At 65.1% G+C, this 21,384-nt stretch carries 19 protein-coding genes; 9 read left to right on the top strand and 10 right to left on the bottom strand.

Annotated elements, in window-relative coordinates; translation table 11 throughout:
- The 4 genes from A9513_RS00600 to A9513_RS00585 form a co-directional block, all read right to left on the bottom strand.
- Window positions 1–1,940 (bottom strand): Ig-like domain-containing protein (locus tag A9513_RS00600; protein WP_141678320.1); only part of this gene is annotated, 1,940 nt, incomplete at its 3' end.
- Between the two features lie 513 nt (window positions 1,941–2,453).
- Complete coding sequence (gene gloA / locus A9513_RS00595) at window positions 2,454–2,846, bottom strand: lactoylglutathione lyase (protein WP_024765405.1); 393 nt, start codon at window positions 2,844–2,846, stop codon at window positions 2,454–2,456.
- Between the two features lie 95 nt (window positions 2,847–2,941).
- Window positions 2,942–4,159, bottom strand: a complete 1,218-nt coding sequence (locus A9513_RS00590; RefSeq protein ID WP_024765404.1) for an argininosuccinate synthase — start codon at window positions 4,157–4,159, stop codon at window positions 2,942–2,944.
- A gap of 133 nt (window positions 4,160–4,292) precedes the next feature.
- Window positions 4,293–5,300 carry an OmpA family protein gene (locus A9513_RS00585; protein WP_024765403.1) on the bottom strand — a complete coding sequence of 336 codons (1,008 nt, stop codon included), beginning with the start codon at window positions 5,298–5,300 and terminating at the stop codon, window positions 4,293–4,295.
- Window positions 5,301–5,438: 138 nt separating this feature from the next.
- On the opposite strand from A9513_RS00585, the gene pyrC reads away from it, so the two are divergent.
- The 4 genes from pyrC to bfrB all read left to right on the top strand — a co-directional run bounded on the left by pyrC (window position 5,439) and on the right by bfrB (window position 8,436).
- On the top strand, window positions 5,439–6,485 hold the full coding sequence (gene pyrC / locus A9513_RS00580; RefSeq protein ID WP_038803777.1) for a dihydroorotase: 1,047 nt from the start codon (window positions 5,439–5,441) through the stop codon (window positions 6,483–6,485).
- On the top strand, window positions 6,482–7,162 hold the full coding sequence (rnt, locus tag A9513_RS00575; RefSeq protein WP_024765402.1) for a ribonuclease T: 681 nt from the start codon (window positions 6,482–6,484) through the stop codon (window positions 7,160–7,162). Before pyrC ends, rnt begins: the two co-directional genes overlap by 4 nt.
- 363 nt (window positions 7,163–7,525) lie before the next feature.
- The gene (locus tag A9513_RS00570; protein WP_024765401.1) at window positions 7,526–7,741 is read left to right on the top strand and encodes a bacterioferritin-associated ferredoxin; all 216 of its coding nucleotides are present in this window, start codon (window positions 7,526–7,528) and stop codon (window positions 7,739–7,741) included.
- 218 nt (window positions 7,742–7,959) lie between these two features.
- A complete protein-coding gene (gene bfrB / locus A9513_RS00565) occupies window positions 7,960–8,436 on the top strand; it encodes a bacterioferritin BfrB (protein WP_024765400.1) in 477 nt (158 codons plus the stop codon).
- Window positions 8,437–8,484: 48 nt separating this feature from the next.
- Here bfrB and A9513_RS00560 read toward each other — a convergent pair whose 3' ends face one another.
- From A9513_RS00560 to A9513_RS00550, 3 genes are all read right to left on the bottom strand, one after another.
- Window positions 8,485–9,648 carry an MFS transporter gene (locus A9513_RS00560; protein WP_065083704.1) on the bottom strand — a complete coding sequence of 388 codons (1,164 nt, stop codon included), beginning with the start codon at window positions 9,646–9,648 and terminating at the stop codon, window positions 8,485–8,487.
- A 64-nt stretch (window positions 9,649–9,712) separates the two neighbouring features.
- Complete coding sequence (gene grxD, locus A9513_RS00555) at window positions 9,713–10,039, bottom strand: Grx4 family monothiol glutaredoxin (protein ID WP_024765398.1); 327 nt, start codon at window positions 10,037–10,039, stop codon at window positions 9,713–9,715.
- 135 nt (window positions 10,040–10,174) lie between these two features.
- The gene (locus A9513_RS00550) at window positions 10,175–12,268 is read right to left on the bottom strand and encodes a molybdopterin oxidoreductase family protein (RefSeq protein ID WP_065083703.1); all 2,094 of its coding nucleotides are present in this window, start codon (window positions 12,266–12,268) and stop codon (window positions 10,175–10,177) included.
- Between the two features lie 313 nt (window positions 12,269–12,581).
- Between A9513_RS00550 and argF the strand changes: the two genes are divergently transcribed.
- Window positions 12,582–13,499 carry an ornithine carbamoyltransferase gene (gene argF / locus A9513_RS00545; protein WP_024765396.1) on the top strand — a complete coding sequence of 306 codons (918 nt, stop codon included), beginning with the start codon at window positions 12,582–12,584 and terminating at the stop codon, window positions 13,497–13,499.
- 20 nt (window positions 13,500–13,519) lie between these two features.
- Entirely contained in the window at window positions 13,520–14,581 is a 1,062-nt protein-coding gene (locus tag A9513_RS00540; protein WP_024765395.1) for an ABC transporter ATP-binding protein, read from the top strand.
- On the opposite strand, the gene A9513_RS00535 is transcribed toward A9513_RS00540, so the two are convergent.
- From A9513_RS00535 to ybaK, 3 genes are all read right to left on the bottom strand, one after another.
- Window positions 14,578–15,522 carry an electron transfer flavoprotein subunit alpha/FixB family protein gene (locus tag A9513_RS00535; protein WP_065083702.1) on the bottom strand — a complete coding sequence of 315 codons (945 nt, stop codon included), beginning with the start codon at window positions 15,520–15,522 and terminating at the stop codon, window positions 14,578–14,580. The two genes, A9513_RS00540 and A9513_RS00535, sit on opposite strands and share 4 nt — an antisense overlap.
- A gap of 95 nt (window positions 15,523–15,617) precedes the next feature.
- The gene (locus A9513_RS00530) at window positions 15,618–16,403 is read right to left on the bottom strand and encodes a PhzF family phenazine biosynthesis protein (protein ID WP_024765393.1); all 786 of its coding nucleotides are present in this window, start codon (window positions 16,401–16,403) and stop codon (window positions 15,618–15,620) included.
- Between the two features lie 84 nt (window positions 16,404–16,487).
- On the bottom strand, window positions 16,488–16,958 hold the full coding sequence (gene ybaK, locus A9513_RS00525) for a Cys-tRNA(Pro) deacylase (protein ID WP_065083701.1): 471 nt from the start codon (window positions 16,956–16,958) through the stop codon (window positions 16,488–16,490).
- A gap of 172 nt (window positions 16,959–17,130) precedes the next feature.
- On the opposite strand from ybaK, the gene glpK reads away from it, so the two are divergent.
- The 3 genes from glpK (at window position 17,131) to glpD (ending at window position 21,266) form a co-directional block, all read left to right on the top strand.
- Window positions 17,131–18,645, top strand: a complete 1,515-nt coding sequence (gene glpK, locus A9513_RS00520) for a glycerol kinase GlpK (protein ID WP_065083708.1) — start codon at window positions 17,131–17,133, stop codon at window positions 18,643–18,645.
- Between the two features lie 181 nt (window positions 18,646–18,826).
- Window positions 18,827–19,582, top strand: a complete 756-nt coding sequence (locus A9513_RS00515) for a DeoR/GlpR family transcriptional regulator (protein ID WP_024765390.1) — start codon at window positions 18,827–18,829, stop codon at window positions 19,580–19,582.
- Window positions 19,583–19,724: 142 nt separating this feature from the next.
- A complete protein-coding gene (glpD, locus tag A9513_RS00510; RefSeq protein WP_065083700.1) occupies window positions 19,725–21,266 on the top strand; it encodes a glycerol-3-phosphate dehydrogenase in 1,542 nt (513 codons plus the stop codon).
- The last annotated feature ends 118 nt before the right edge of the window (window positions 21,267–21,384 follow it).

Genomic DNA, 21,384 nt, shown 5'->3' with positions numbered 1-21,384 from the left:
CTTCCGATCGCGTCAGTCGCAGTCGCACTGACATCGCCGCTGGTCTGCGGCACCGTCGTGGTGATGCTGTAGCTGCCATCGGAGCCGGCAGTCGCCGTACCAGTACTGCCATCCGGGTAGGTSACGGTAACGGTCGTGCCCGGCTCGGCACTGCCGCTCACGGTCAGGCCGCCATCGGCATTGGCCACGACATTCACGCTCGGTGCCTCCGGAGCGGTGGTGTCGCTGTAGYTCTCGSTCACCGAGGCRCCAGTGTTGCCGGCTTCGTCGGTGGCGTTGACGCTGACCTCACCGGTGGGTTGGTTCTCCGGCGAGGTGATGCTGAAGCTGCCGTCTTCACCCACGACAACGGAACCGGTGCTGCCATCGGGATAGGTGACGGTGACGGTGCTGCCAGGCTCGGCGGTGCCGCCGACAGTCAGGCTGCCGTCTTCGTTGGTAACGATCGGGCCCAGCACCGGTGCGTCGGGCGCAGTGCTGTCGGTGAAGGTATCGGTGGCCGCGGGGCCGGTATTGCCGTCCAGGTCGGTGGCCGCCGCGCTGACGTCACCATTGGGTTGCGGACGAGCGGAAGTCACCGAGAAGGCCCCAGCCGCGTCAGCGACCGTGGTGCCCGTGGAGCCGTCCGGGAAAGTCACCGTGACGGTGCAGCCAGGCTCGGCAGTGCCGCAAACGGTGACAGAGCCATCGTCCAGCGTAACCAGCGGATCGAGCAGCGGCGCGTCCGGCGGGGTGCTATCGACGTATGCCAGGCTGCCGGGCTCACCGGTATTGCCATAGACGTCGGTGGCGGTGGCACTGACTTCGCCACTGGCCTGCGGCACATGGGTGGTGATGCTGTACTGGCCGTTGCCGTCCGCCATGACATTGCCCACCGAGCCATCCGGGAAGGTAACGGTGACGATGCTGCCGACCTCGGCACTGCCACTGATGGTGAGGCCGCCGTCGGCATTTTCCGTGACGCCGATACTCGGTGCCGCGGGCGGCGTGACATCGACGTAAGGCAACTGGGTGCCCGGGCTGGTGTTGCCGGCCTCATCGGTAGCGCTGGCGGTCAGGCTGCCCGAGGGCTGGTCGGGCGGCGATGTCAGGCTGTAGCCGCCATCCTCGCCGACGACGACGCTGCCGGTGCTGCCATCGGGATAGGTGACGGTCACGGTGCTGCCGGGCTCGGCGCTGCCGCTCACGGTCACACTGCCGTCGGCATTGGTGATCACTTCAGTGCTGGGGGCGCTCGGCGCCGTGGTGTCGGTGTAGTTGACGTGGGCGTCGCTGCTGTTGCCCTTGCCATCCTCGACGTGGATATCCACGCCACCACTGGTCTGCGGCGAGGAAGTGGAAGCCTGGTAGTGTCCGTCGGCATCGGCTACCACGGTGGTGCTGGAGCCATCCGGGAAGGTTACGGTTACGCTCGCACCGGGACTGGTGGAGCCACTGACAACCAGACCACCCGCCTCGCCTGCCTGCAGGTCTGCAGTGGGAGCCTTGAGCCCGCTGCCACCGTGATGGCCACCACCGCCGCCACCACTGGACGCAGCAACGCCGCCGGCTACCAGCGCCAGACCGCCCAATATCCAAGGCAGTGCACCCTGGTCGCCGCCCTCGGTCACCAGCAGCGACTCGACCGAGTCGACCTCGCTGTAGCTGGCGAAGGCGGAGCCCTCTTGATTGACCTCGGCGACCCAGTAGTGGCCGTCACCGCTGTCGAGCAGCAGATCGCTGTTCGGCTGACCGGGAGCCCCGAAGAACCCGTGGATGACGATGGTTTCGCCATCCAGGGTCTTGATCACCAGGGCGTTACCCTCGCGGGTCATGCTGACGACCTGCTCCTTGCTCAAGGCCAGCTTCACGACCGAAGGCGCGCGGAGAGTCAGGTCAGCCTGATTGACCTGAGTGGTCGCGTGGGTAGCCTTGTCGATTACAACGATTGTTTTAGCCATGATGGGCCTCGGAACTCGGCAGTCGTGGGAATGCCAGCGGTGGCTCCGCGGCCATTCCCGGTCACAAGGGCGCCCGCAAGCCGACAGGCTTGCAGGCCTTCTTCAACCACGGGGCTCGGTGACGCATCGCAGCGACCGGCAAGCGAAAGCCGGCGGGGGAAGGAAAGCGATTGATTATTGGAATTGGACGTCGAGGAACCGAAGGTGCTGCCGGACGGCCTGCAGGGCGGCGTCACGGAGCAACCCGTGGATACTGGTCGAAGTATCCGTAGCAGCGATCTTCGCTGACATCAGATGATTCCTAATCCCTAGGCACCCGGCGTAGCCTCCGCAAAGGTGCTGGGCGATACCTGCGTCGGGCATTGCACCCGACCATCGAGGACATTCAGGAGGATGACCTGCGAACTTTAAGTCGCCCCGTGCCGGCACTAGCGCCCTTCCTCGCCAACGGCTCGACTCCCACTGCCAGAAAAGAAAAACCCCGCACTGGGCGGGGTTTCTGACGGGCGCAGGTCAGTCCTTGCGCTGCGGCGACAGCAGCTCGATCTTGTAGCCGTCCGGGTCTTCGACGAAGGCCAGGATGCTGGAGCCATGCTTCATCGGACCCGGCTCGCGGGTGATCTTGCCGCCGCGCGAGCGGATGTCCTCGCAGGCCTTGTAGACATCAGCCACTTCCAGGGCGATGTGGCCATAGCCGGTGCCCAGCTCATACTTGTCCACGCCCCAGTTATAGGTCAGCTCGATGACGCTGTTGTCGTCCTCGTTACCGTAGCCGACGAAGGCCAGGGTGAACTGGCCGTCCGGGTAATCCTTGCGGCGCAGCAGGGTCATGCCCAGGACTTCGGTATAGAAGGCGATGGATTTATCCATGTCGCCGACGCGCAGCATGGTATGCAGCAGTCTCATCGGTTCTTTCCTCATCAGGTGCCCGGAGTGCGGGCTCATAAACACAAACCCCGGCTCGTGGCCGGGGTCTGCTTGTCACGGGAGACGCCAGCTTATCAGAACAGCTTGCGGCCCTTGTTCGCGGCAATACGCATGCGCAGCGCGTTGAGCTTGATGAAGCCGGCAGCATCGGCCTGGTTGTAGGCGCCGCCGTCTTCCTCGAAGGTCGCGATGTTGGCATCGAACAGCGAGTCGTCGGACTTGCGGCCAACCACGATGACGTTGCCCTTGTACAGCTTCAGGCGCACGACGCCGTTCACATGTTCCTGGGAGGCATCGATCATCTGCTGGAGCATCTCGCGCTCCGGGCTCCACCAGTAGCCGGTGTAGATCAGCTTGGCGTAGCGCGGCATCAGCTCGTCCTTCAGGTGAGCGACTTCGCGGTCCAGGGTGATCGACTCGATGGCACGGTGCGCCTTGAGCATGATGGTGCCGCCGGGGGTCTCGTAGCAGCCGCGGGACTTCATGCCGACGTAGCGGTTCTCGACGATGTCGAGACGGCCGATGCCGTTGGCGCCGCCGATGCGGTTCAGCTCGGTGAGTACCTGCGCCGGGCTCATGTCCTTGCCGTCGATGGCAACGATGTCGCCCTTGCGGTAGGTCAGCTCGATGTAGGTAGCGGTGTCGGGGGCCTTCTCCGGGGAGACGGTCCACTTCCACATGTCCTCTTCGTGCTCGGTCCAGGTGTCTTCCAGCACGCCGCCTTCATAGGAGATGTGCAGCAGGTTGGCATCCATGGAGTAAGGCGATTTCTTCTTGCCGTGGCGCTCGATCGGGATGTTGTGGGTTTCGGCGTAGTCCATCAGCTTCTCGCGGGACAGCAGGTCCCACTCGCGCCAGGGAGCGATGACCTTGACGCCCGGCTTCAGCGCGTAGGCGCCCAGCTCGAAGCGAACCTGGTCGTTGCCCTTGCCGGTGGCGCCATGGGAGATGGCGTCAGCGCCGGTGGCGTTGGCGATCTCGATCAGGCGCTTGGCGATCAGCGGACGAGCGATGGACGTACCCAGCAGGTACTCGCCTTCGTAGACGGTGTTGGCACGGAACATCGGGTAGACGAAGTCGCGGACGAACTCTTCTCGCAGGTCCTCGATGAAGATCTCTTTCACGCCCATCTGCTTGGCCTTGGCGCGGGCCGGCTCGACCTCCTCGCCCTGACCCAGGTCAGCGGTAAAGGTCACTACTTCGCAGTTATAGGTATCCTGCAGCCACTTCAGAATCACGGAGGTGTCCAGGCCACCGGAATACGCCAGGACTACCTTCTTCACGTCCGCCATGCCACTCAACTCCACGGGGGTTGTCACGAAAGGGACCGATTCTACTGCCCGCCCAGGATAATTTACAGAGGGGCGACAGCTTTTGACGACAAAGCGACAAATACTATCGTCGGTGCGACCCGCCGCCGCAGGTTCACCCCTTGGGGGCGGCGGGGGACGTGGCGGCGTTCGCGGCCGGCGTCGAGGGCGCGCCTTGGGTCGGGGCATTGGCAGCCGGCGCGGGCGTGGAGGGAGCGGATGCGGCAGGCGCCACGGGCGCCTCGGCGGGTGCGCCCGGAGCGTCTTCGGTTACCGCTTCGCGGGACAGATTGACCGTCACCCGGCGGTTCTTCGCGCGGTTGGCAGCGGAATTGTTCTTAACCAATGGATAGCGCTCGCCGTAGAAACGCACGGTGATCTGCGACTCGGCTACGCCGTTGGCCTTGAGGTAGTCCATCACCGCGATGGCGCGACGGCGCGATGCCTCGCGATTGGCCAGGCGGTTGCCGCTGTTGTCGGAATGCCCGTCCAGTTCGATGCGATTCACCGTCGGGTCAGCCTTCATATACTGCAGGATGATGTCCAGCTTGGCGCGCCCCAGCGGGTCGACCTCGGTGCCACCATCCGGGAAGCCCACCTGGCTCTGGCGCACCTGGTCGAAATTGACCGGGAGCATCTTCGTCGAACATTCCTGGAACTGCGCATAGCCATCGGCGAAACGCGCGGGCAGCAAGCGCACCAGCAGATTCTCACCCGTACGGGTGCGATGACGGACTTCCGGGGTACGCCCTTCGAGCAATCCGCCGAGCAGGCGTCCGGCCTGTTGCTGGGTGCTGTTGAAGGGCACCTCACCCGAACCCACGCTCACCGAGCCCAGGTTCAGGTCGCCCTGCCCCGGCCGCCACGGCGGCGCGGCGGCCAGCAGCGTTGCCGAGCCCGTGCCGAGCCAGCCCTGCTGGGACTTGAGGCGGAAGGTCGGTTGCTCCCCAGCGCGCCAGACGAATTCGCCCACGCCGAAGCCCCCCACGCTCTGCGACAATCGGCACTCGAACTGATCGCCCGCCACCGTCCACTGGGCGCTTTCCAGGCGCGGCTGGAACGTCAGCCCCCAGGCCGGCAGGCTGGCGCAAAGTGTGAGCAGGAGAAGGGAGGGCTGGCGCACGGTGGCATCCACACAGGCAAATGGGCGTCCCAGATTCTATCGGTCAGCCTCGGCAAAACTTGATAGCGAGTGCCGGCGGCGGCCTTTTCCGGTAGCATTTCACCCTCTTCCCGCTGCAACCGCCCCCCTGGAATCCGCATGTCCGACCGCCTGACACTCCTGCGCCCCGACGACTGGCACATCCACCTGCGCGACGGCGCCGCACTCGCGCAAACCGTCGGCGATGCCGCCCGCACCTTCGGCCGCGCCATCATCATGCCGAACCTGGTCCCGCCGGTACGCAACGCCGCCGAAGCCGACGCCTACCGCCAGCGCATTCTGGCCGCCCGCCCGGCCGGCAGCCGCTTCGAGCCGCTGATGGTGCTCTACCTCACCGACCGCACCAGCGCCGAGGAAGTCCGCGCCGCCAAGGCCTCGGGCTTCGTACACGCCGCCAAGCTCTATCCGGCCGGCGCCACCACCAACTCCGATTCCGGTGTGACCAGCGTCGACAACATCTTCCATGTCCTCGAAGCCATGGCCGAAGTCGGCCTGCCGCTGCTGGTACACGGTGAAGTAACCCGCGCGGACGTCGACGTATTCGACCGCGAGAAACGCTTCATCGACGAACACCTGACCCGCGTGGTCGAGCGCTTCCCGACTCTCAAGGTAGTCTTCGAGCACATCACCACCGGCGATGCCGCCGCCTTCGTCAAGGCCGCCCCGGCCAACGTCGGCGCCACCATCACCGCGCACCACCTGCTGTACAACCGCAACCACATGCTGGTTGGCGGCATCCGCCCGCACTTCTACTGCCTGCCGATCCTCAAGCGCAACACCCACCAGGAAGCCCTGCTGGATGCGGCCACCAGTGGCAGCCCGAAGTTCTTCCTCGGCACCGACTCGGCACCCCACGCGCGCCACGCCAAGGAAGCCGCCTGTGGTTGCGCCGGCTGCTACACCGCCTACGCCGCCATCGAGCTGTACGCGGAAGCCTTCGAGCAACGCAATGCGCTGGACAAGCTGGAGGGCTTCGCCAGCCTGCACGGCCCGGACTTCTACGGCCTGCCGCGCAACAGCGACCGCATCACCCTGGTGCGTGAAGAATGGGAAGCGCCGGCGGCCCTGCCGTTCGGCGACTTCGATGTAGTCCCGCTGCGTGCCGGCGAGAAACTGCGCTGGCGCCTGCTGGAGACCGTGGCATGAGTGACGAGAACGAAATCTTCGAAGAAGAACTCGACGGTTCTTTCCCGCCCGGCCCGCGCCACCCGATGGCACGTCGCTTCCGCGGCTACCTGCCGGTCGTGGTGGACGTCGAGACCGGCGGCTTCAATGCCGCCACCGACGCCCTGCTGGAAATCGCCGCCGTCACCATCGGCATGGACGAAAGCGGCTACCTGTTCCCCGAGCACACCTACTTCTTCCGTGTGGAGCCCTTCGAAGGCGCCAACATCGAGCAGGCCGCGCTGGAGTTCACCGGCATCAAGCTGGACCACCCGCTGCGCATGGCCGTGCCGGAAGAACAGGCTCTGACCGAGATCTTCCGTGGCATCCGCAAGTCGCTGAAGTCCAACGGCTGCAAGCGGGCGATCCTGGTCGGCCACAACAGCAGCTTCGACCTGGGCTTCCTCAATGCAGCGGTGAACCGCAGCGGCGTGAAGCGCAACCCATTCCATCCCTTCTCCAGCTTCGATACTGCGACCCTCGCAGGTCTCGCCTACGGCCAGACCGTCCTGGCGAAAGCCTGCCAGACCGCCGGCATCGAGTTCGACAACCGCGAAGCGCACTCGGCGCGCTACGACACCGAGAAGACCGCCGAGCTGTTCTGCGGCATCGTCAACCGCTGGAAGGAGTTCGGTGGCTGGATGGAAGACGATCACTGATCGGCTTCAACGCCCCATGAAAAAGCCCCGCACTGGCGGGGCTTTTTCATGGAGCCGGCATCAACACCCCGCCTTACCTGCAGGAGCGAGCTTGCCCTCGCGAACCCCAGCGCCTTCGGATGCCTGACAGGCGGGATTGGCGCCATAGCTGCCCCTGTTCGCGAGCAAGCTCGCTCCTGCAAAAAACATATCGCTCCCGGTGCCTATGCGCGCAGCCCGCAATCCACGCGGGTTAGATGCTAAGTCATTGAACCCAATGACCATTTGTCAGACATCCCGGATGCGTACTCGAGAACTTTTGACAATCATTCTCATTATTATTAGTATCGCTTCCAACAACCCCACAGCGACTGTAGTGCAACCATGTACGTCTGCCTCTGCCAAGGTGTCACCGATACTCAGATCCGCGATGCGATCTACGATGGTGCTTGCAACTATCGCGAGGTGCGCGAGTGCACCGGCGTCGGCACCCAATGCGGAAAGTGCGCGTGCCTGGCCAAACAGGTCGTTCGCGATACGCTCGGCGAACTGCAAAGCGCCCAGAGCATGAACTACAACCTGGCCTACGCGGCGAGCTGAAAAAATACCGCTGATCCGTTCAGCAGGAATTCCGAAGAAACCGGGCACTGGCCCGGTTTTTTTATGCCTGAAATTCAGGGATTTAGCGCCGGGATGCGGAATGAAAACATTCGCATTCATATTCCTTTTTATAACAAATTCAAGCACTTATGTTTGACATATGGTTATAAGGGGGCGAGAATTTCAATCTCTCCCACTCCACACGGCAGGACCCCGGCATGAAAGGCGACAAGAAAGTCATCCAGCATCTGAACAAGATCCTCGGCAACGAGCTGATCGCCATCAACCAGTACTTCCTGCACTCGCGCATGTGGAACGACTGGGGCCTGAAGCGCCTCGGCGCGCACGAGTACCACGAGTCCATCGATGAGATGAAGCACGCCGACAAGCTCATCGAACGCATCCTGTTCCTCGAAGGCCTGCCCAACCTGCAGGACCTGGGCAAGCTGCTGATCGGCGAGAACACCCAGGAAATGCTGCAGTGCGACCTGAACCTGGAGCTCAAGGCCACCAAGGACCTGCGCGACGCCATCGTGCATTGCGAAAGCGTGCATGACTACGTCAGCCGCGACCTGCTCAAGGACATCCTCGAGTCCGAGGAAGAGCACATCGACTACCTGGAAACCCAGCTCGGCCTGATCCAGAAAGTCGGTCTGGAAAACTATCTGCAGTCGCACATGCACGAAGACGACTGATCAGGAACAAGGCACCGGCGCGGTTGTGGACGCCGGTGCCCTTCCCTTCTAGCCGTTCGCCTTCGGCGGACGCCGCACCAGCCCGGCCTTGAATACCAGGCCAGCGCACAGTCCGATCACCACCAGCAGCGACAGGCGCAGCCCCACGTGCTCGGCGAGGAAGCCGATCAACGGCGGGCCCAGCAACAAGCCGCCATAGCCGAACGACGCCACTGCGGCCACGCCGCGCGAAGGCTCGACGCCCGGCCGGTTGCCTGCCGCGCCGATCAGGATCGGCACCACCACCGACAACCCCGCGCCCACGAGGGCGAAACCGGCAATCGCGCCGGAAATCCACGGGCTGAACAGCGCCAGCAGCATCCCCGCAATGGCCAGCAGCGCCAGGTTGCGTACCAGCGCCTCGTCGGCGAAGCGCACGCGCAGGCGGTCACCGAACAGACGCCCCAGCACCATGGTCGCGGAGAACGCCGCGAAGCCCAGTGCCGCCACTCGCTCCGACGCTCCCATGACCTGGTGCAGCAGCAGGGCGCCCCAGTCGGCGACCGCGCCTTCGGAAACGAACGCGCACAGCGTCAGCACCCCAAGACCTATCAGTGCCGGTGGCGGCAGGCGCCAGCCACGTTGGGCTGGCGCCTCCTCCTCCGTGGGCTCCGGGCGCCCTTCGAACAGATGACGGGCGAAGAACGGCAGGATCGCCACCGCGATGACTGCCAGCAGGGTGAAGTGCCAGACAGGCGCCATGCCGGCAAAGATCGCCGCGCCGATGGCGCCGGTGAGTCCGCCCAGGCTGTACATGCCATGCAGGCTGGAGATGCACGGCCGGCCGAGGCGCCGCTCCACTTCCACCGCCTGGGTGTTCATGGCCACGTCCATGGTGGCGAAGGTCAGGCCAACCAGCAGCAGCCCCGCTGCCAGGTACCAGACGTTAGGCGCCAGCCCGAGCAATGGGAAGCAAGCCATCAGCGCCAACCCGGAAACCACCGTGATCGCCCGGCTGCCATAACGCCGTACCAATGCCCCGGCGAAAACGAATGCCAGCAGCGCGCCCACTCCGGCGCCCAGCAACGCCTGGCCCAGTTGCTGCTCGTCCACGCCGGTCATGTTCTTCAGCGCCGGCACCCGGCCCATCAGGCTGCCATGCACCATGCCGCCCATGGCGAAGCAATAGCCACACGCCCAGCGTGCGGCCTTGGCCCGTGATTGTTCACTCATCCTTTATCTCTTCCCAAAAACAAAGCCCCGCCAAGGCGGGGCTTTGTGCGACAGCACGAAAGACTCAGGCGTTGGCCTTGCCTACGGCGTCCTTGATCAGCGGTTGCAGCTCACCCTTTTCGAACATCTCGGCCAGGATGTCGCTGCCACCGACCAGCTCGCCACCGACCCACAGTTGCGGGAAGGTCGGCCAGTTGGCGTACTTGGGCAGGTTGGCGCGGATTTCCGGATTCTGCAGGATGTCGACGTAGGCGAACTTCTCGCCACAAGCCATCAGGACCTGGGCGGCGCGGGACGAGAAACCGCACTGCGGAGCATTCGGCGAACCCTTCATGTACAGCAGGACAGGGTTGTTGGCGATCTGCTCTTTGATGGTATCGATGATATCCATGAACTTCCTCGGCTGAACTATCAGATACTGATCCGGCAGCCGCCTCCTCGGATGGCGATGGCCGGCACGGTACCGCGCATTGTACTGCAAAGCCGAGCGCTACGCTCGGCTTTGCAGATGCCTTGCGACAGCCTGTCAGGCCGCCTCGACCTCCACTGGCACACCGTTCAGCGCGGTGTTTCCGGAGAGCGCATCCAGATGTCGCTCGTCGGTGAGGTCATTGGCACTGGCGCCGCCCTGCTCGCGAGCAATCGACAGCTGCACGCCCGGCCGTGCGTGCCCCCAGCCGTGGGGCAGGCTGACGACCCCGGCCATGACTTCGTCGCTGGCCGCCACCTCGATCTCGATACTGCCGACCCGCGAGCGCACACGTACCTTCTGCCCGTCCACCAGCCCGCGCGAGGCGAGGTCCTGCGGGTGCATGAGCAGTTGGTGCCGCGGCTTGCCCTTCACCAGGCGGTGATAGTTGTGCATCCAGGAGTTGTTGCTGCGCACATGGCGGCGACCGATCAGCAGCAACTGGTCAATGGCCGGCGACTGGGTATCGGCGAAGCGACGCAGGTCATTGAGGAAGATTTCCGGCGCCGCCTCGATGCTATGGCTGGCCGTCTTCAGCCTCGGCGCCAGGTTCGGCCGCAGTGGCCCGAGGTCCAGCCCGTGGGGATACTCACGCAGACGTGCGAGATTCAGTTTGTGCTCGGAAGCATCGCCATAGGGGCCGAAACGCAGGCCCATCTCGATCATCTGCTCCGGCGCCATGGTCGGTTTCAGCTCGGTACCGCTGCGCGCCGCATAGGCCTTGGCCAGGCCGACGAAGATTTCCCAGTCGTGCAGTGCGCCTTCGGGTTTCGGCAGGATCGCCTCGTTGAAGCGGGTGACGTTGCGTACGGCAAAGACGTTGAAAGTGGTGTCGTAGTGATCGTGCTCCAGTGGCGCGGTGGGCGGCAGGATCAGGTCGGCGTAGCGCGTGGTTTCGTTGATATAGAGGTCCACGCTGAGCATGAACTCCAGGCCGTCCAGCGCCTGTTCCAGGCGTCGGCCATTGGGCGTGGACAGCACCGGGTTGCCCGCCACTGTCACCAGCGCACGCACCTGCCCTTCGCCTTCGGTGAGCATCTCTTCGGCCAGCGCTGCCACCGGCAATTCGCCGCCATATTCCGGCAGGCCGGACACACGGCTCTGCCAGCGGTTGAACGCGCCACCCGCCGTGGTCGCCACCAGGTCCACCGCCGGCGTGGTGCACAGGGTGCCGCCGACGCGGTCGAGGTTGCCGGTGACCAGGTTGATCAATTGCACCAGCCACTGACAGAGGCTTCCGAAAACCTGGGTGGAAACGCCCATACGCCCGTAGCAGACGGCCTTGTCGGCGGCGGCGAAATCCCGCGCCAACTGGCGGATGGCGTCGGCCGGCACGCCGCAGCGAACGGCCATGGATTCGACCTTGAAGGGCGCCAGCGCCTCACGCACCACGCCCAGGCCATTGACCGGCAACGAGGATTCGCGGGTCAGACCTTCGCTGAGCAGCGTGTCGAGGATGCCCAGCAACAGCGCGGCATCTTCGCCGGGGCGCACGAACAGGTGCTGGTCCGCAATCGCCGCCGTCTCGGTGCGACGCGGGTCGACCACCACCAGCTTGCCGCCGCGCGCCTTCACGGCCTTCAGACGTTTCTCCACGTCCGGCACGGTCATGATGCTGCCGTTGGACGCCAGCGGGTTGCCGCCCAGGATCAGCATGAAGTCGGTGTGGTCGATGTCCGGAATCGGGATCAGCAGGCCATGGCCGAACATCTGCTGGCTGACCAGATGATGCGGCAGTTGGTCCACCGAGGTCGCCGAGTAGCGGTTGCGGGTCTTCAACTGGCCGAGGAAATAGTTGCTGTGGGTCATCAACCCGTAGTTGTGCACGCTCGGATTGCCCTGGTACACCGCCACGGCGTTGCTACCGTGGCGCTCGCGGATTTCCGCCAGGCGCGTGGCCACCAGCTCGAAGGCCTCGTCCCAGCCGATCGGCTGCCACTCGTTGCCGACACGGCGCACCGGCTGGCGCAGGCGGTCCGGGTCGTTCTGGATATCCTGCAGCGCCACCGCCTTGGGGCAGATGTGGCCACGGCTGAAGCTGTCCTGGGCGTCACCCTTGATGGACAGAATGCGCTCGTCCTCGGTCTCGATGGTCAGGCCGCAGATGGCCTCGCACAGATGGCACGCACGGTGGTGGAGGGTCTTGCTCATGGCTCGCCTCGTTATTGTTGTCGCCGGCGCTCATGGAGCCGGTCGCGGGGTCGCAAGCACTATGAATCCAGTCCCGGCGAAGCACCACCAGCTTCCGTCGGGTGAATTGCGCGGCATCAGGAACGACCATGGTCAAGCCCCGCCCGACGGGCCTTCCGGGTGAAACTTGCGTAGATCCGTCATTTCCTTATAGGATCGCGCCTTCCCCCATTTTCCGCTCCATGCGGTCCCGCCGCAGGTTCAGCCCGTTTTTTCTCACGAAAGCCGGTCGGTACCTCGGCCTGATTCTGAGAATAAGTAGTAGGTACGAACCATGAGCGCACGTCACTTCCTCTCGATGCTGGATTACACGACCGACGAACTGCTCGGTCTGATCCGCCGTGCCACCGAGCTGAAGGACCTGCGCGACCGAGGCGTGCTCTACGAACCGCTGAAGAACCGCGTGCTGGGCATGATCTTCGAGAAGGCCTCGACCCGGACGCGAATCTCCTTCGAAGCCGGGATGATCCAGCTCGGCGGCCAGGCCATCTTCCTCTCCCCGCGCGATACCCAGCTGGGCCGTGGCGAGCCGATCGCCGACGCCGCGCGGGTGATGTCGCGGATGGTCGATGCCGTGATGATCCGCACCTTCGCCCACAGCAACCTGATCGAGTTCGCCGAGAACTCCCGCGTGCCGGTGATCAACGGCCTGTCGGACGACCTGCATCCGTGCCAGTTGCTGGCCGACATGCAGACCTTCCATGAGCACCGCGGCAGCATCGCCGGCAAGACCGTGGCCTGGATCGGCGACGGCAACAACATGTGCAACAGCTACATCGAGGCGGCGATCCGCTTCGACTTCCAACTGAATGTGGCCTGCCCGGAAGGCTACGAGCCCAACGCTGCCCTGATGGAGCAGGCCGGTGAACGCGTGAAGATCTTCCGTGACCCGCGCGAAGCGGTCGCCGGCGCACATCTGGTGAGCACCGACGTCTGGGCTTCCATGGGCCAGGAGGACGAAGCAACCGCGCGCCTGCGCCTGTTCCAGCCATATCAGGTAACACGTGCGCTGCTCGATGGCGCGGCGGCGGATGTACTATTCATGCACTGCCTGCCGGCCCACCGTGGCGAAGAGATCAGCGAAGACCTGCTGGACGACGCGCGCTCCGTGGCCTGGGACCAGGCGGAAAACCGTCTCCACGCCCAGAAAGCCCTGCTCGAACTGCTGGTCGAGCACGCGCATTACGCCTGAGCCCTCCTGTTTCGAGCCCGATGACCAAACCGCTGCTGCTCACCCTCGACGACCTTTCCTGTGGCTATGAACAGCAGCGTGTGGTGCAAGGCGTCAGACTGCACCTGAACGCCGGCGACATCGGCTGCCTGCTCGGCCCCTCGGGCTGCGGCAAGACCACCACCCTGCGCGCCATCGCCGGTTTCGAGCCGGTGCAGGGCGGGCGTATCGAACTGGGCGGCGAAGTGATTTCCCGCCCCGGCTTCACCCTGTCGCCGGAGAAGCGCCGGATCGGCATGGTATTCCAGGACTACGCGCTGTTCCCGCACCTGTCGGTGGCGGATAACGTCGCCTTCGGCATCCGCAAGCACCCCGAGCGCCAGCGCATCGTCGGTGAGCTGCTGGAGCTGGTGAAGCTCGACGGCCTCGGCCAGCGTTTCCCCCATGAGCTTTCCGGCGGCCAACAACAGCGCGTGGCCCTGGCCCGTGCACTGGCCCCGCAGCCGCAACTGCTGCTGCTCGACGAACCCTTCTCCAATCTCGACGTGGAGCTGCGCCGCCAGCTCAGCCATGAGGTGCGCGACATCCTCAAGGCGCGTGGCACCAGTGCGATTCTGGTCACCCACGACCAGGAAGAAGCCTTCGCCGTCAGCGATCATGTCGGTGTGTTCCGCAACGGCCTGCTGGAGCAGTGGGATACGCCATTCAATCTCTACCACGAGCCGCAGACGCCCTTCGTCGCCAGCTTCGTCGGCCAGGGCTATTTCATTCGTGGACAGATGCGCGGGACCGATGCGGTGCAGACCGAGCTGGGCCTGCTGCGCGGCAACCGCGCCTACTGCCTGCCCGACGGCTGCGCGGTGGATGTATTGCTGCGCCCGGATGACCTGGTGCCGGCCGCCGATGGCGCGCTGAAGGCGCGCATCGTCGGCAAGTCGTTCCTCGGTGCGGCTACCCTGTATCGCCTGCAATTGCCCACCGGCACCCAGCTGGAATCGCTGTTCCCCAGCCATGCCGACCACCAGCCGGGCGATGAAGTGGGCATCGGCGTCGCCGCCGAGCATCTGGTGCTGTTCCCGGCGCAGGGCAGCGTGGCGCTCTAGGCGAGCGCCTTCTCCAGTTCAGGCAACAACTCGAACAGGTCGCCCTGCAAGCCATAGTCGGCGATCTCGAAGATCGGCGCGTCCGGATCGAGATTGATCGCCGCGATGACCTTGGCGTCCTTCATGCCCGCCACGTGCTGCACGGCCCCTGAGATCCCCACGGCGAGATAAAGCTCCGGCGCGACGATGCGCCCGGACTGGCCAATCTGCAATTCCGCCGGGGCAAAGCCGGCATCTACCGCTGCCAGTGACGCACCCACGGCGCCGTGCAGCCGGTCCGCCAGCGGATAGAGCGCGGCGAAGCCTTCTTCGGTTTGCAGCCCACGCCCGCCGGCGACTATGACCTTCGCCGACTCCAGCGCAGGGCGCTCGAAGTCCGGGTGTTCCTCGCCCTGCCACTGCGACAGACCGAGATCGCCCGCCCCGCCGATACGCTCCAGTTCGGCATTGCCGCCGGCCAGTGGCAGCGGATCGAAAGCGGTTGGGCGAATGCCCAGCACGATCGACGGCCCCTCGCAGCGCACCGTGGCGATGGCATTGCTGGCGTAGATCGGGCGCTGGAAGGTCTGTTCGTCGATGACGGCGATGACGTCGGAGACCGCATCCACATCCAGCAAGGCTGCGATGCGCGGCAGGCAATCGCGGCCCACGGCGGTGGCCGGCGCGAGGATGTGGCGGTAACGCGGAGCCAGTTGCACCACCAGTGCCGAGAGGTTTTCCGCCAGCAGGTGGTCGTAGGCGGGATCGCCTGCCAGCAGGACGCGATCAACGCCCTCGACACCACAAGCCCGTGTCGCCAGTTCCTCGAGGCCACTGCCCGCAAGCAGCAGATGAACTTCGCCGCCGATCTGCCGGGCGGCGGCCAGAGCGTTCAGGGTAGCGGGCGCCAGGACGGCGGAGTCGTCGGTAACGTGATAGTCAGCGATGAGCAGAAGGGCCATGGGCCTGCCTCCAGGTCGGTGAGCCGCGCCGAACGGGCGCGGTTTCCAGTGAAGGCCAGCCTACGCCGGGGAGCGCAAAGCCCCCCGGTCACAGATCAAACAACCAGCAGACGACCGCTGGCGACCAGACGCGCGTAGCCGGCGATGCTGACGCGCTCGCCTTCCAGGCGGCACCACAGCTCGCCGCCGCGTGCGGAGGCCTGGAAGGCGCGCATCTGCAGCTTGTTCAGGCGACGCGACCAGTAGGGGATCAGCACGCAGTGGGCGGCGCCGGTCACCGGGTCCTCGTTGAGGCCGATGGCCGGGGCGAAGAAGCGCGAAACGAAGTCATAGCCGTCGCTGCGCGCGGTGACGATCACACCCAGGTACGGCAGGCGCGCGAGAGCAGCGAAATCGGGCTGGCAGTCGCGCACCGCCTGTTCCGACTCCAGCAGCACCAGCAGGTGGTTGGCGGTGTTCAGTGCGTCCACCACGTCGACGCCCAGCGCATTCTGCAACTCCACCGTAGAGCCGGATTCGCTCGGCGGCTGCGCCGGGAAGTTCAGTGCCAGCCGGCCTTCCTCACGAGTCACACGCAGCGGACCGGACAGGGAGTTCAGCTCCAGCACTTCGCCCGGCTCGTCGAACACTTCGAACAGCACGTGGGCGCTGGCCAGGGTGGCGTGGCCGCACAGCGGCACCTCGGCGGTCGGGGTGAACCAGCGGATGCGCCAGCCGGCCGGCTCCCTCACCAGGAAGGCAGTCTCAGACAGGTTGTGCTCGGCGGCGATCTGCTGCATCAGTTCGTCGCTCAACCAGGCATCGAGGCGGTACACCATGGCCGGGTTGCCGGCGAACGGGCGATCAGTGAAAGCGTCTACCTGGTGAAAATCGAGCAGCATGGCAGTCTCCTGAAAAGTGATGTCCGAGCATGACAGAAGCCGATGAACGACGAACCGTACAGAAGCGAGCAGACAGTCGTTCGCTCAACCGCGACCGATGGGGGCGAAGGTCGCCGATGTCAGCCCGGCCAGCGTCTCGGCGCTCAACTCTACTTCCAGCCCACGGCGGCCGGCGCTGACGTGGATGGTGGGGAACCCCTGGGCGGATTCGTCGATGAAGGTGCGCAAGCGTTTCTTCTGCCCCAGAGGGCTGATGCCGCCGACCAGGTAGCCGGTGGCGCGTTGCGCGGCGTTCGGGTCGGCCATGTCGGCCTTCTTCACGCCCGCCGCATGGGCCAGCGCCTTGAGATCCAACGTGCCCACCACGGGCACCACCGCCACCAGCAACTCGCCCTTCTCGCTGGCCGCCAGCAGGGTCTTGAACACCCGCGCAGGGTCGAGGTTGAGTTTCTCGGCAGCCTCCAGGCCATAGGATGGCGCCTTCGGGTCGTGCTCATAGCTCAGCACGTGGTGTTCGGCGCGGTTCTTCTTCAGCAGGTCGATGGCGGGGGTCATGATCGGCGGGCTTCTCGCAAGCGGCTTTCCAGCGCATAACAGTAAGCCAAGGCGTGCTGCACTGCACGGTGTTCGCTTCACCGGCGCGGACGAATCCCGTATGGTCTGCGCCATTCACCTTCCGGCCCGCGTGGCCGGGACTGCCGAACGGAATCCGCACAAGGCCGCCGCCATGACGAACCTTACGAACAAGAAATACGTCGTCGCCCTCGACCAGGGCACCACCAGCTCGCGCGCCATCATCTTCGACCATGACGCCAACGTGGTCAGCGTGGCCCAGCGCGAGTTCGCGCAGATCTACCCGCAGCCGGGCTGGGTCGAGCACGACCCGATGGAAATCTGGGCGACCCAGAGCTCGACCCTGGTCGAGGCGCTCGCCCAGGCCAACATCAGCGTTGCCGAGGTGGCGGCCATCGGCATCACCAACCAGCGCGAAACCACCCTGGTGTGGGACAAGGCCAGCGGCCGGCCGATCCACAATGCCATCGTCTGGCAATGCCGGCGCAGCGCGGCCATCTGCGAGCAGCTCAAGCGCGATGGCCTGGAACAGTACATCCGCGATACCACGGGGCTGGTCATCGACCCCTACTTCTCCGGCACCAAGCTCAAGTGGATCCTCGACAACGTCGAAGGCGCCCGGGAACGTGCGCAGCGCGGCGAGCTGCTGTTCGGCACGGTCGACAGCTGGCTGATCTGGAAGCTCACCGAAGGCGAGGTGCACGTCACCGACTACACCAATGCCTCGCGCACCCTGATGTTCGATATCCACACGCTTGACTGGGACGAGCGCCTGCTCGCCGCGCTGGATGTGCCGCGCGCCATGCTGCCGCAGGTACGCGCATCTTCCGAAGTCTACGGCCACGCCAAGGTCGGCGGCCTCGGGGTGCACCGCACGCCCATCGCCGGGATCGCCGGCGACCAGCAGGCCGCACTGTTCGGCCAGATGTGTGTGGAACCGGGTCAGGCGAAGAACACCTACGGCACCGGCTGCTTCCTGTTGATGAACACCGGCGACAAGGCGGTGAAGTCCACCCACGGCCTGCTCACCACCATCGCCTGCGGCCCGCGTGGCGAAGTCGCCTATGCGCTGGAGGGCGCAGTGTTCAACGGTGGCTCTACCGTGCAGTGGCTGCGCGACGAACTGAAGGTGATCAACGATGCCCACGACTCCGAGTACTTCGCCACCAAGGTGAAGGACAGCAACGGCGTCTACCTGGTCCCCGCCTTCACCGGCCTCGGCGCGCCCTACTGGGACCCGTATGCCCGCGGCGCCCTGTTCGGCCTGACCCGCGGAGTGAAGGCCGATCACCTGATCCGTGCCACCCTGGAATCCATCGCCTACCAGACCCGCGACGTGCTCGACGCCATGCAGCAGGACGCCGGCGAACCGCTGCGCGCGCTGCGGGTGGACGGTGGCGCGGTAGCCAACAACTTCCTCATGCAGTTCCAGGCCGACATCCTCGGCACTCCGGTGGAGCGCCCGCAGATGCGCGAGACCACCGCCCTCGGCGCCGCCGTGCTGGCGGGCCTGGCTAGTGGCTTCTGGGGCGACCTCGCAGAGCTGAAGAACAAGGCAGTGATCGAGCGGGTATTCCAGCCGGCCTGCGACGAAGCCGAGCGCGCGCGGCTATACAAGGGCTGGCAAAAAGCCGTCGAACGCACCCGTGGTTGGGCAGCGGAAGACTGATTGCTCTGCTGTAGGACCGAGGGGGACGCCCAGTCCTTGTTCGCGAACCGCTTGATTCCACAGAACCCGGCGGGGTCCGCGAGCAATAACGATGGCGTCCCCCTCGCTCCTACAAGTCCATGACAGCGTCGGCTCAGTGCGGCATCCTTGCCCTCCCGGCCCGTCCGCACGAGCGAACCGCATGAACCTGCCACCCCGCCAGCAGAACATCCTCGATCTGGTCCGCGAACGCGGCTACCTGAGCATCGAAGAGCTCGCCCAGCAGTTCGCCGTCACGCCGCAGACCATCCGCCGCGACATCAACCAACTGGCCGAGCAGAACCTGCTGCGCCGTTACCACGGCGGCGCGGCCTGGGATTCGAGCATCGAGAACACCGCCTACAACACCCGCGCCGACCAGATGCGCGACGAGAAGCAGCGCATCGCCGAAGCCATTGCCGCGCACATCCCGGACAATGCCTCGCTGTTCATCAACATCGGCACCACCACCGAAGCCATCGCCCGCGCCCTGCTCGGCCACCGGAATCTGAAGGTCATCAGCAACAACCTGCACGTCGCCAGCATCCTCGCCGGCAAGGACGATTTCGAAGTACTGATCGCCGGCGGCACGGTGCGCAGCGACGGCGGTGTGGTCGGGCAGGCGGCAGTGGATTTCATCGAGCAATTTCGCGTCGACTTCGCCGTGGTGGGCATCAGCGGCATCGACGAAGACGGCAGCCTGCTGGACTTCGACTACCAGGAAGTGCGCGTCTCCCGCGCCATCATCGATAACGCGCGGCAGGTATTCCTCGCCGCCGACTCCAGCAAGTTCGGCCGCAACGCCATGGTGCGCCTGGGCCCGATCTCCCTGGTCAACCGGGTCTTCACCGACAGCCCGCCACCCGCCGCCGTAGCGCGCCTGATGAGCCAGCACAAGGTTCAGCTCGAGCTGGTCTGAGACTTCCCAGTCATTTCACTTTCGAACATTCAGACGAATACCTGCGCGAATTCGCGCCAAAGGCTGGTCATTTTTCGTTCACTGAACTAGGATATTTTCGAAAACGAACATAAAAGATTCACTTTCAACACCAGGCGGCCCCATGAATTCCACCCGCTCGCGCCACGCGCCCCTTGCCGAAGTCTATGACCTGGCCGTCGTCGGCGGCGGCATCAATGGCGCGGGGATCGCGGCGGACGCCGCCGGGCGCGGGCTGTCGGTGTTCCTTTGCGAACAGCATGACCTCGCCGCCCACACCTCCTCCGCCAGCAGCAAGCTGATCCACGGCGGCCTGCGCTACCTGGAACACCACGAATTCCGCCTGGTCCGCGAAGCCCTCGCCGAGCGCGAGGTACTGCTGGCCAAGGCTCCGCACATCGTCCATCCGCTGCGCTTCGTGCTACCGCACCGCCCGCACCTGCGCCCGGCCTGGATGATCCGTGCCGGCCTGTTCCTCTACGACCACCTGGGCAAGCGCGAGAAGCTGCCGGCATCCCGTGGCGTACGCTTCGGCATCGACAGCCCGCTCAAGGCCGAGATCACCCGCGGATTCGAATATTCCGACTGCTCGGTGGACGACGCCCGCCTGGTGGTACTCAACGCCATGGCCGCACGCGAGAACGGCGCGCATATCCACCCGCACACCCGCTGCGTCAGCGCGCGGCGCAGCAAGGGTTTGTGGCACCTGCACCTGGAACACCGCGACGGCAGCCTCTACTCGATCCGCGCCCGCGCGCTGGTCAACGCCGCCGGCCCCTGGGTCGACCGCTTCCTGCGCGAGGAACTGCGCCAGAAACCGCCCTACGGCATCCGTCTGATCCAGGGCAGCCACCTGATCGTGCCGCGCCTTTACGACGGCGAGCACGCGTACATCCTGCAGAACGAGGATCGGCGCATCGTCTTCGCGATTCCCTACCTGCGCCAGTTCACCCTGATCGGCACCACCGACCGCGAATACCAGGGCGACCCGGCGCAGATCAGCATCAGCGAAGCCGAGACCGACTACCTGCTCAATGTGGTCAACGCGCATTTCAAGCGCCAGTTGAGCCGACAGGACATCCTGCGCAGCTTCTCCGGCGTGCGCCCGCTGTGCGACGACGAGTCCGACGATCCGTCCGCGGTCACCCGCGACTACACCCTGGCGCTGGACAACACCCCTGGCGAAGCGCCGCTGCTGTCGGTCTTCGGCGGCAAGCTGACTACTTACCGCAAGCTCGCCGAGGCCGCACTGGAGCAGTTGGCGCCGCACTTCGCCGGCGTGATGAAAGCGAGCTGGACCGCCAGTTCCCCGCTGCCCGGCGGCGAAGCCATGACCACCGTGGAAGACCTGGCCATCCAGCTCATGGAGCGCCTGCGCCAGCTCGACCCGGCCCTCGCCCGGCGCTGGGCCAGCACCTATGGCAGCCGCATCTGGAAGCTGCTCGACGGCGCGCACAACCTCAGCGAACTGGGCGAACACCTGGGCGCCGGGCTCTACGCGCGGGAAGTGGAATACCTGGTCCGCGAGGAATGGGCCCGCGACGCCGACGACATCCTCTGGCGCCGCACCAAGCTCGGGCTGTTTCTCAATGCTCAACAGCAACACCAATTGCAGCGCTATCTGACACCCGAAAGCCCTGCTCTGCCGAGTGCGTCTATTGCATAAGGCGACGCCAACGATCACCCGTTAACTACAACGTTTTCGGACGCAACTGATATTTCCCCCACCTGAATCGCCGTAGCCTCCTGCCTTTTCCAGGGATAGCCCCAACAATCAGGAGGTT

It is taken from the genome of Pseudomonas sp. AU12215 (genome assembly GCF_001675465.2).
Lineage (GTDB): Bacteria > Pseudomonadota > Gammaproteobacteria > Pseudomonadales > Pseudomonadaceae > Pseudomonas > Pseudomonas nitroreducens.
The sequence above is the reverse complement of the archived record's forward strand: the minus strand, read 5'-3'. Positions and strand labels throughout refer to the sequence as shown.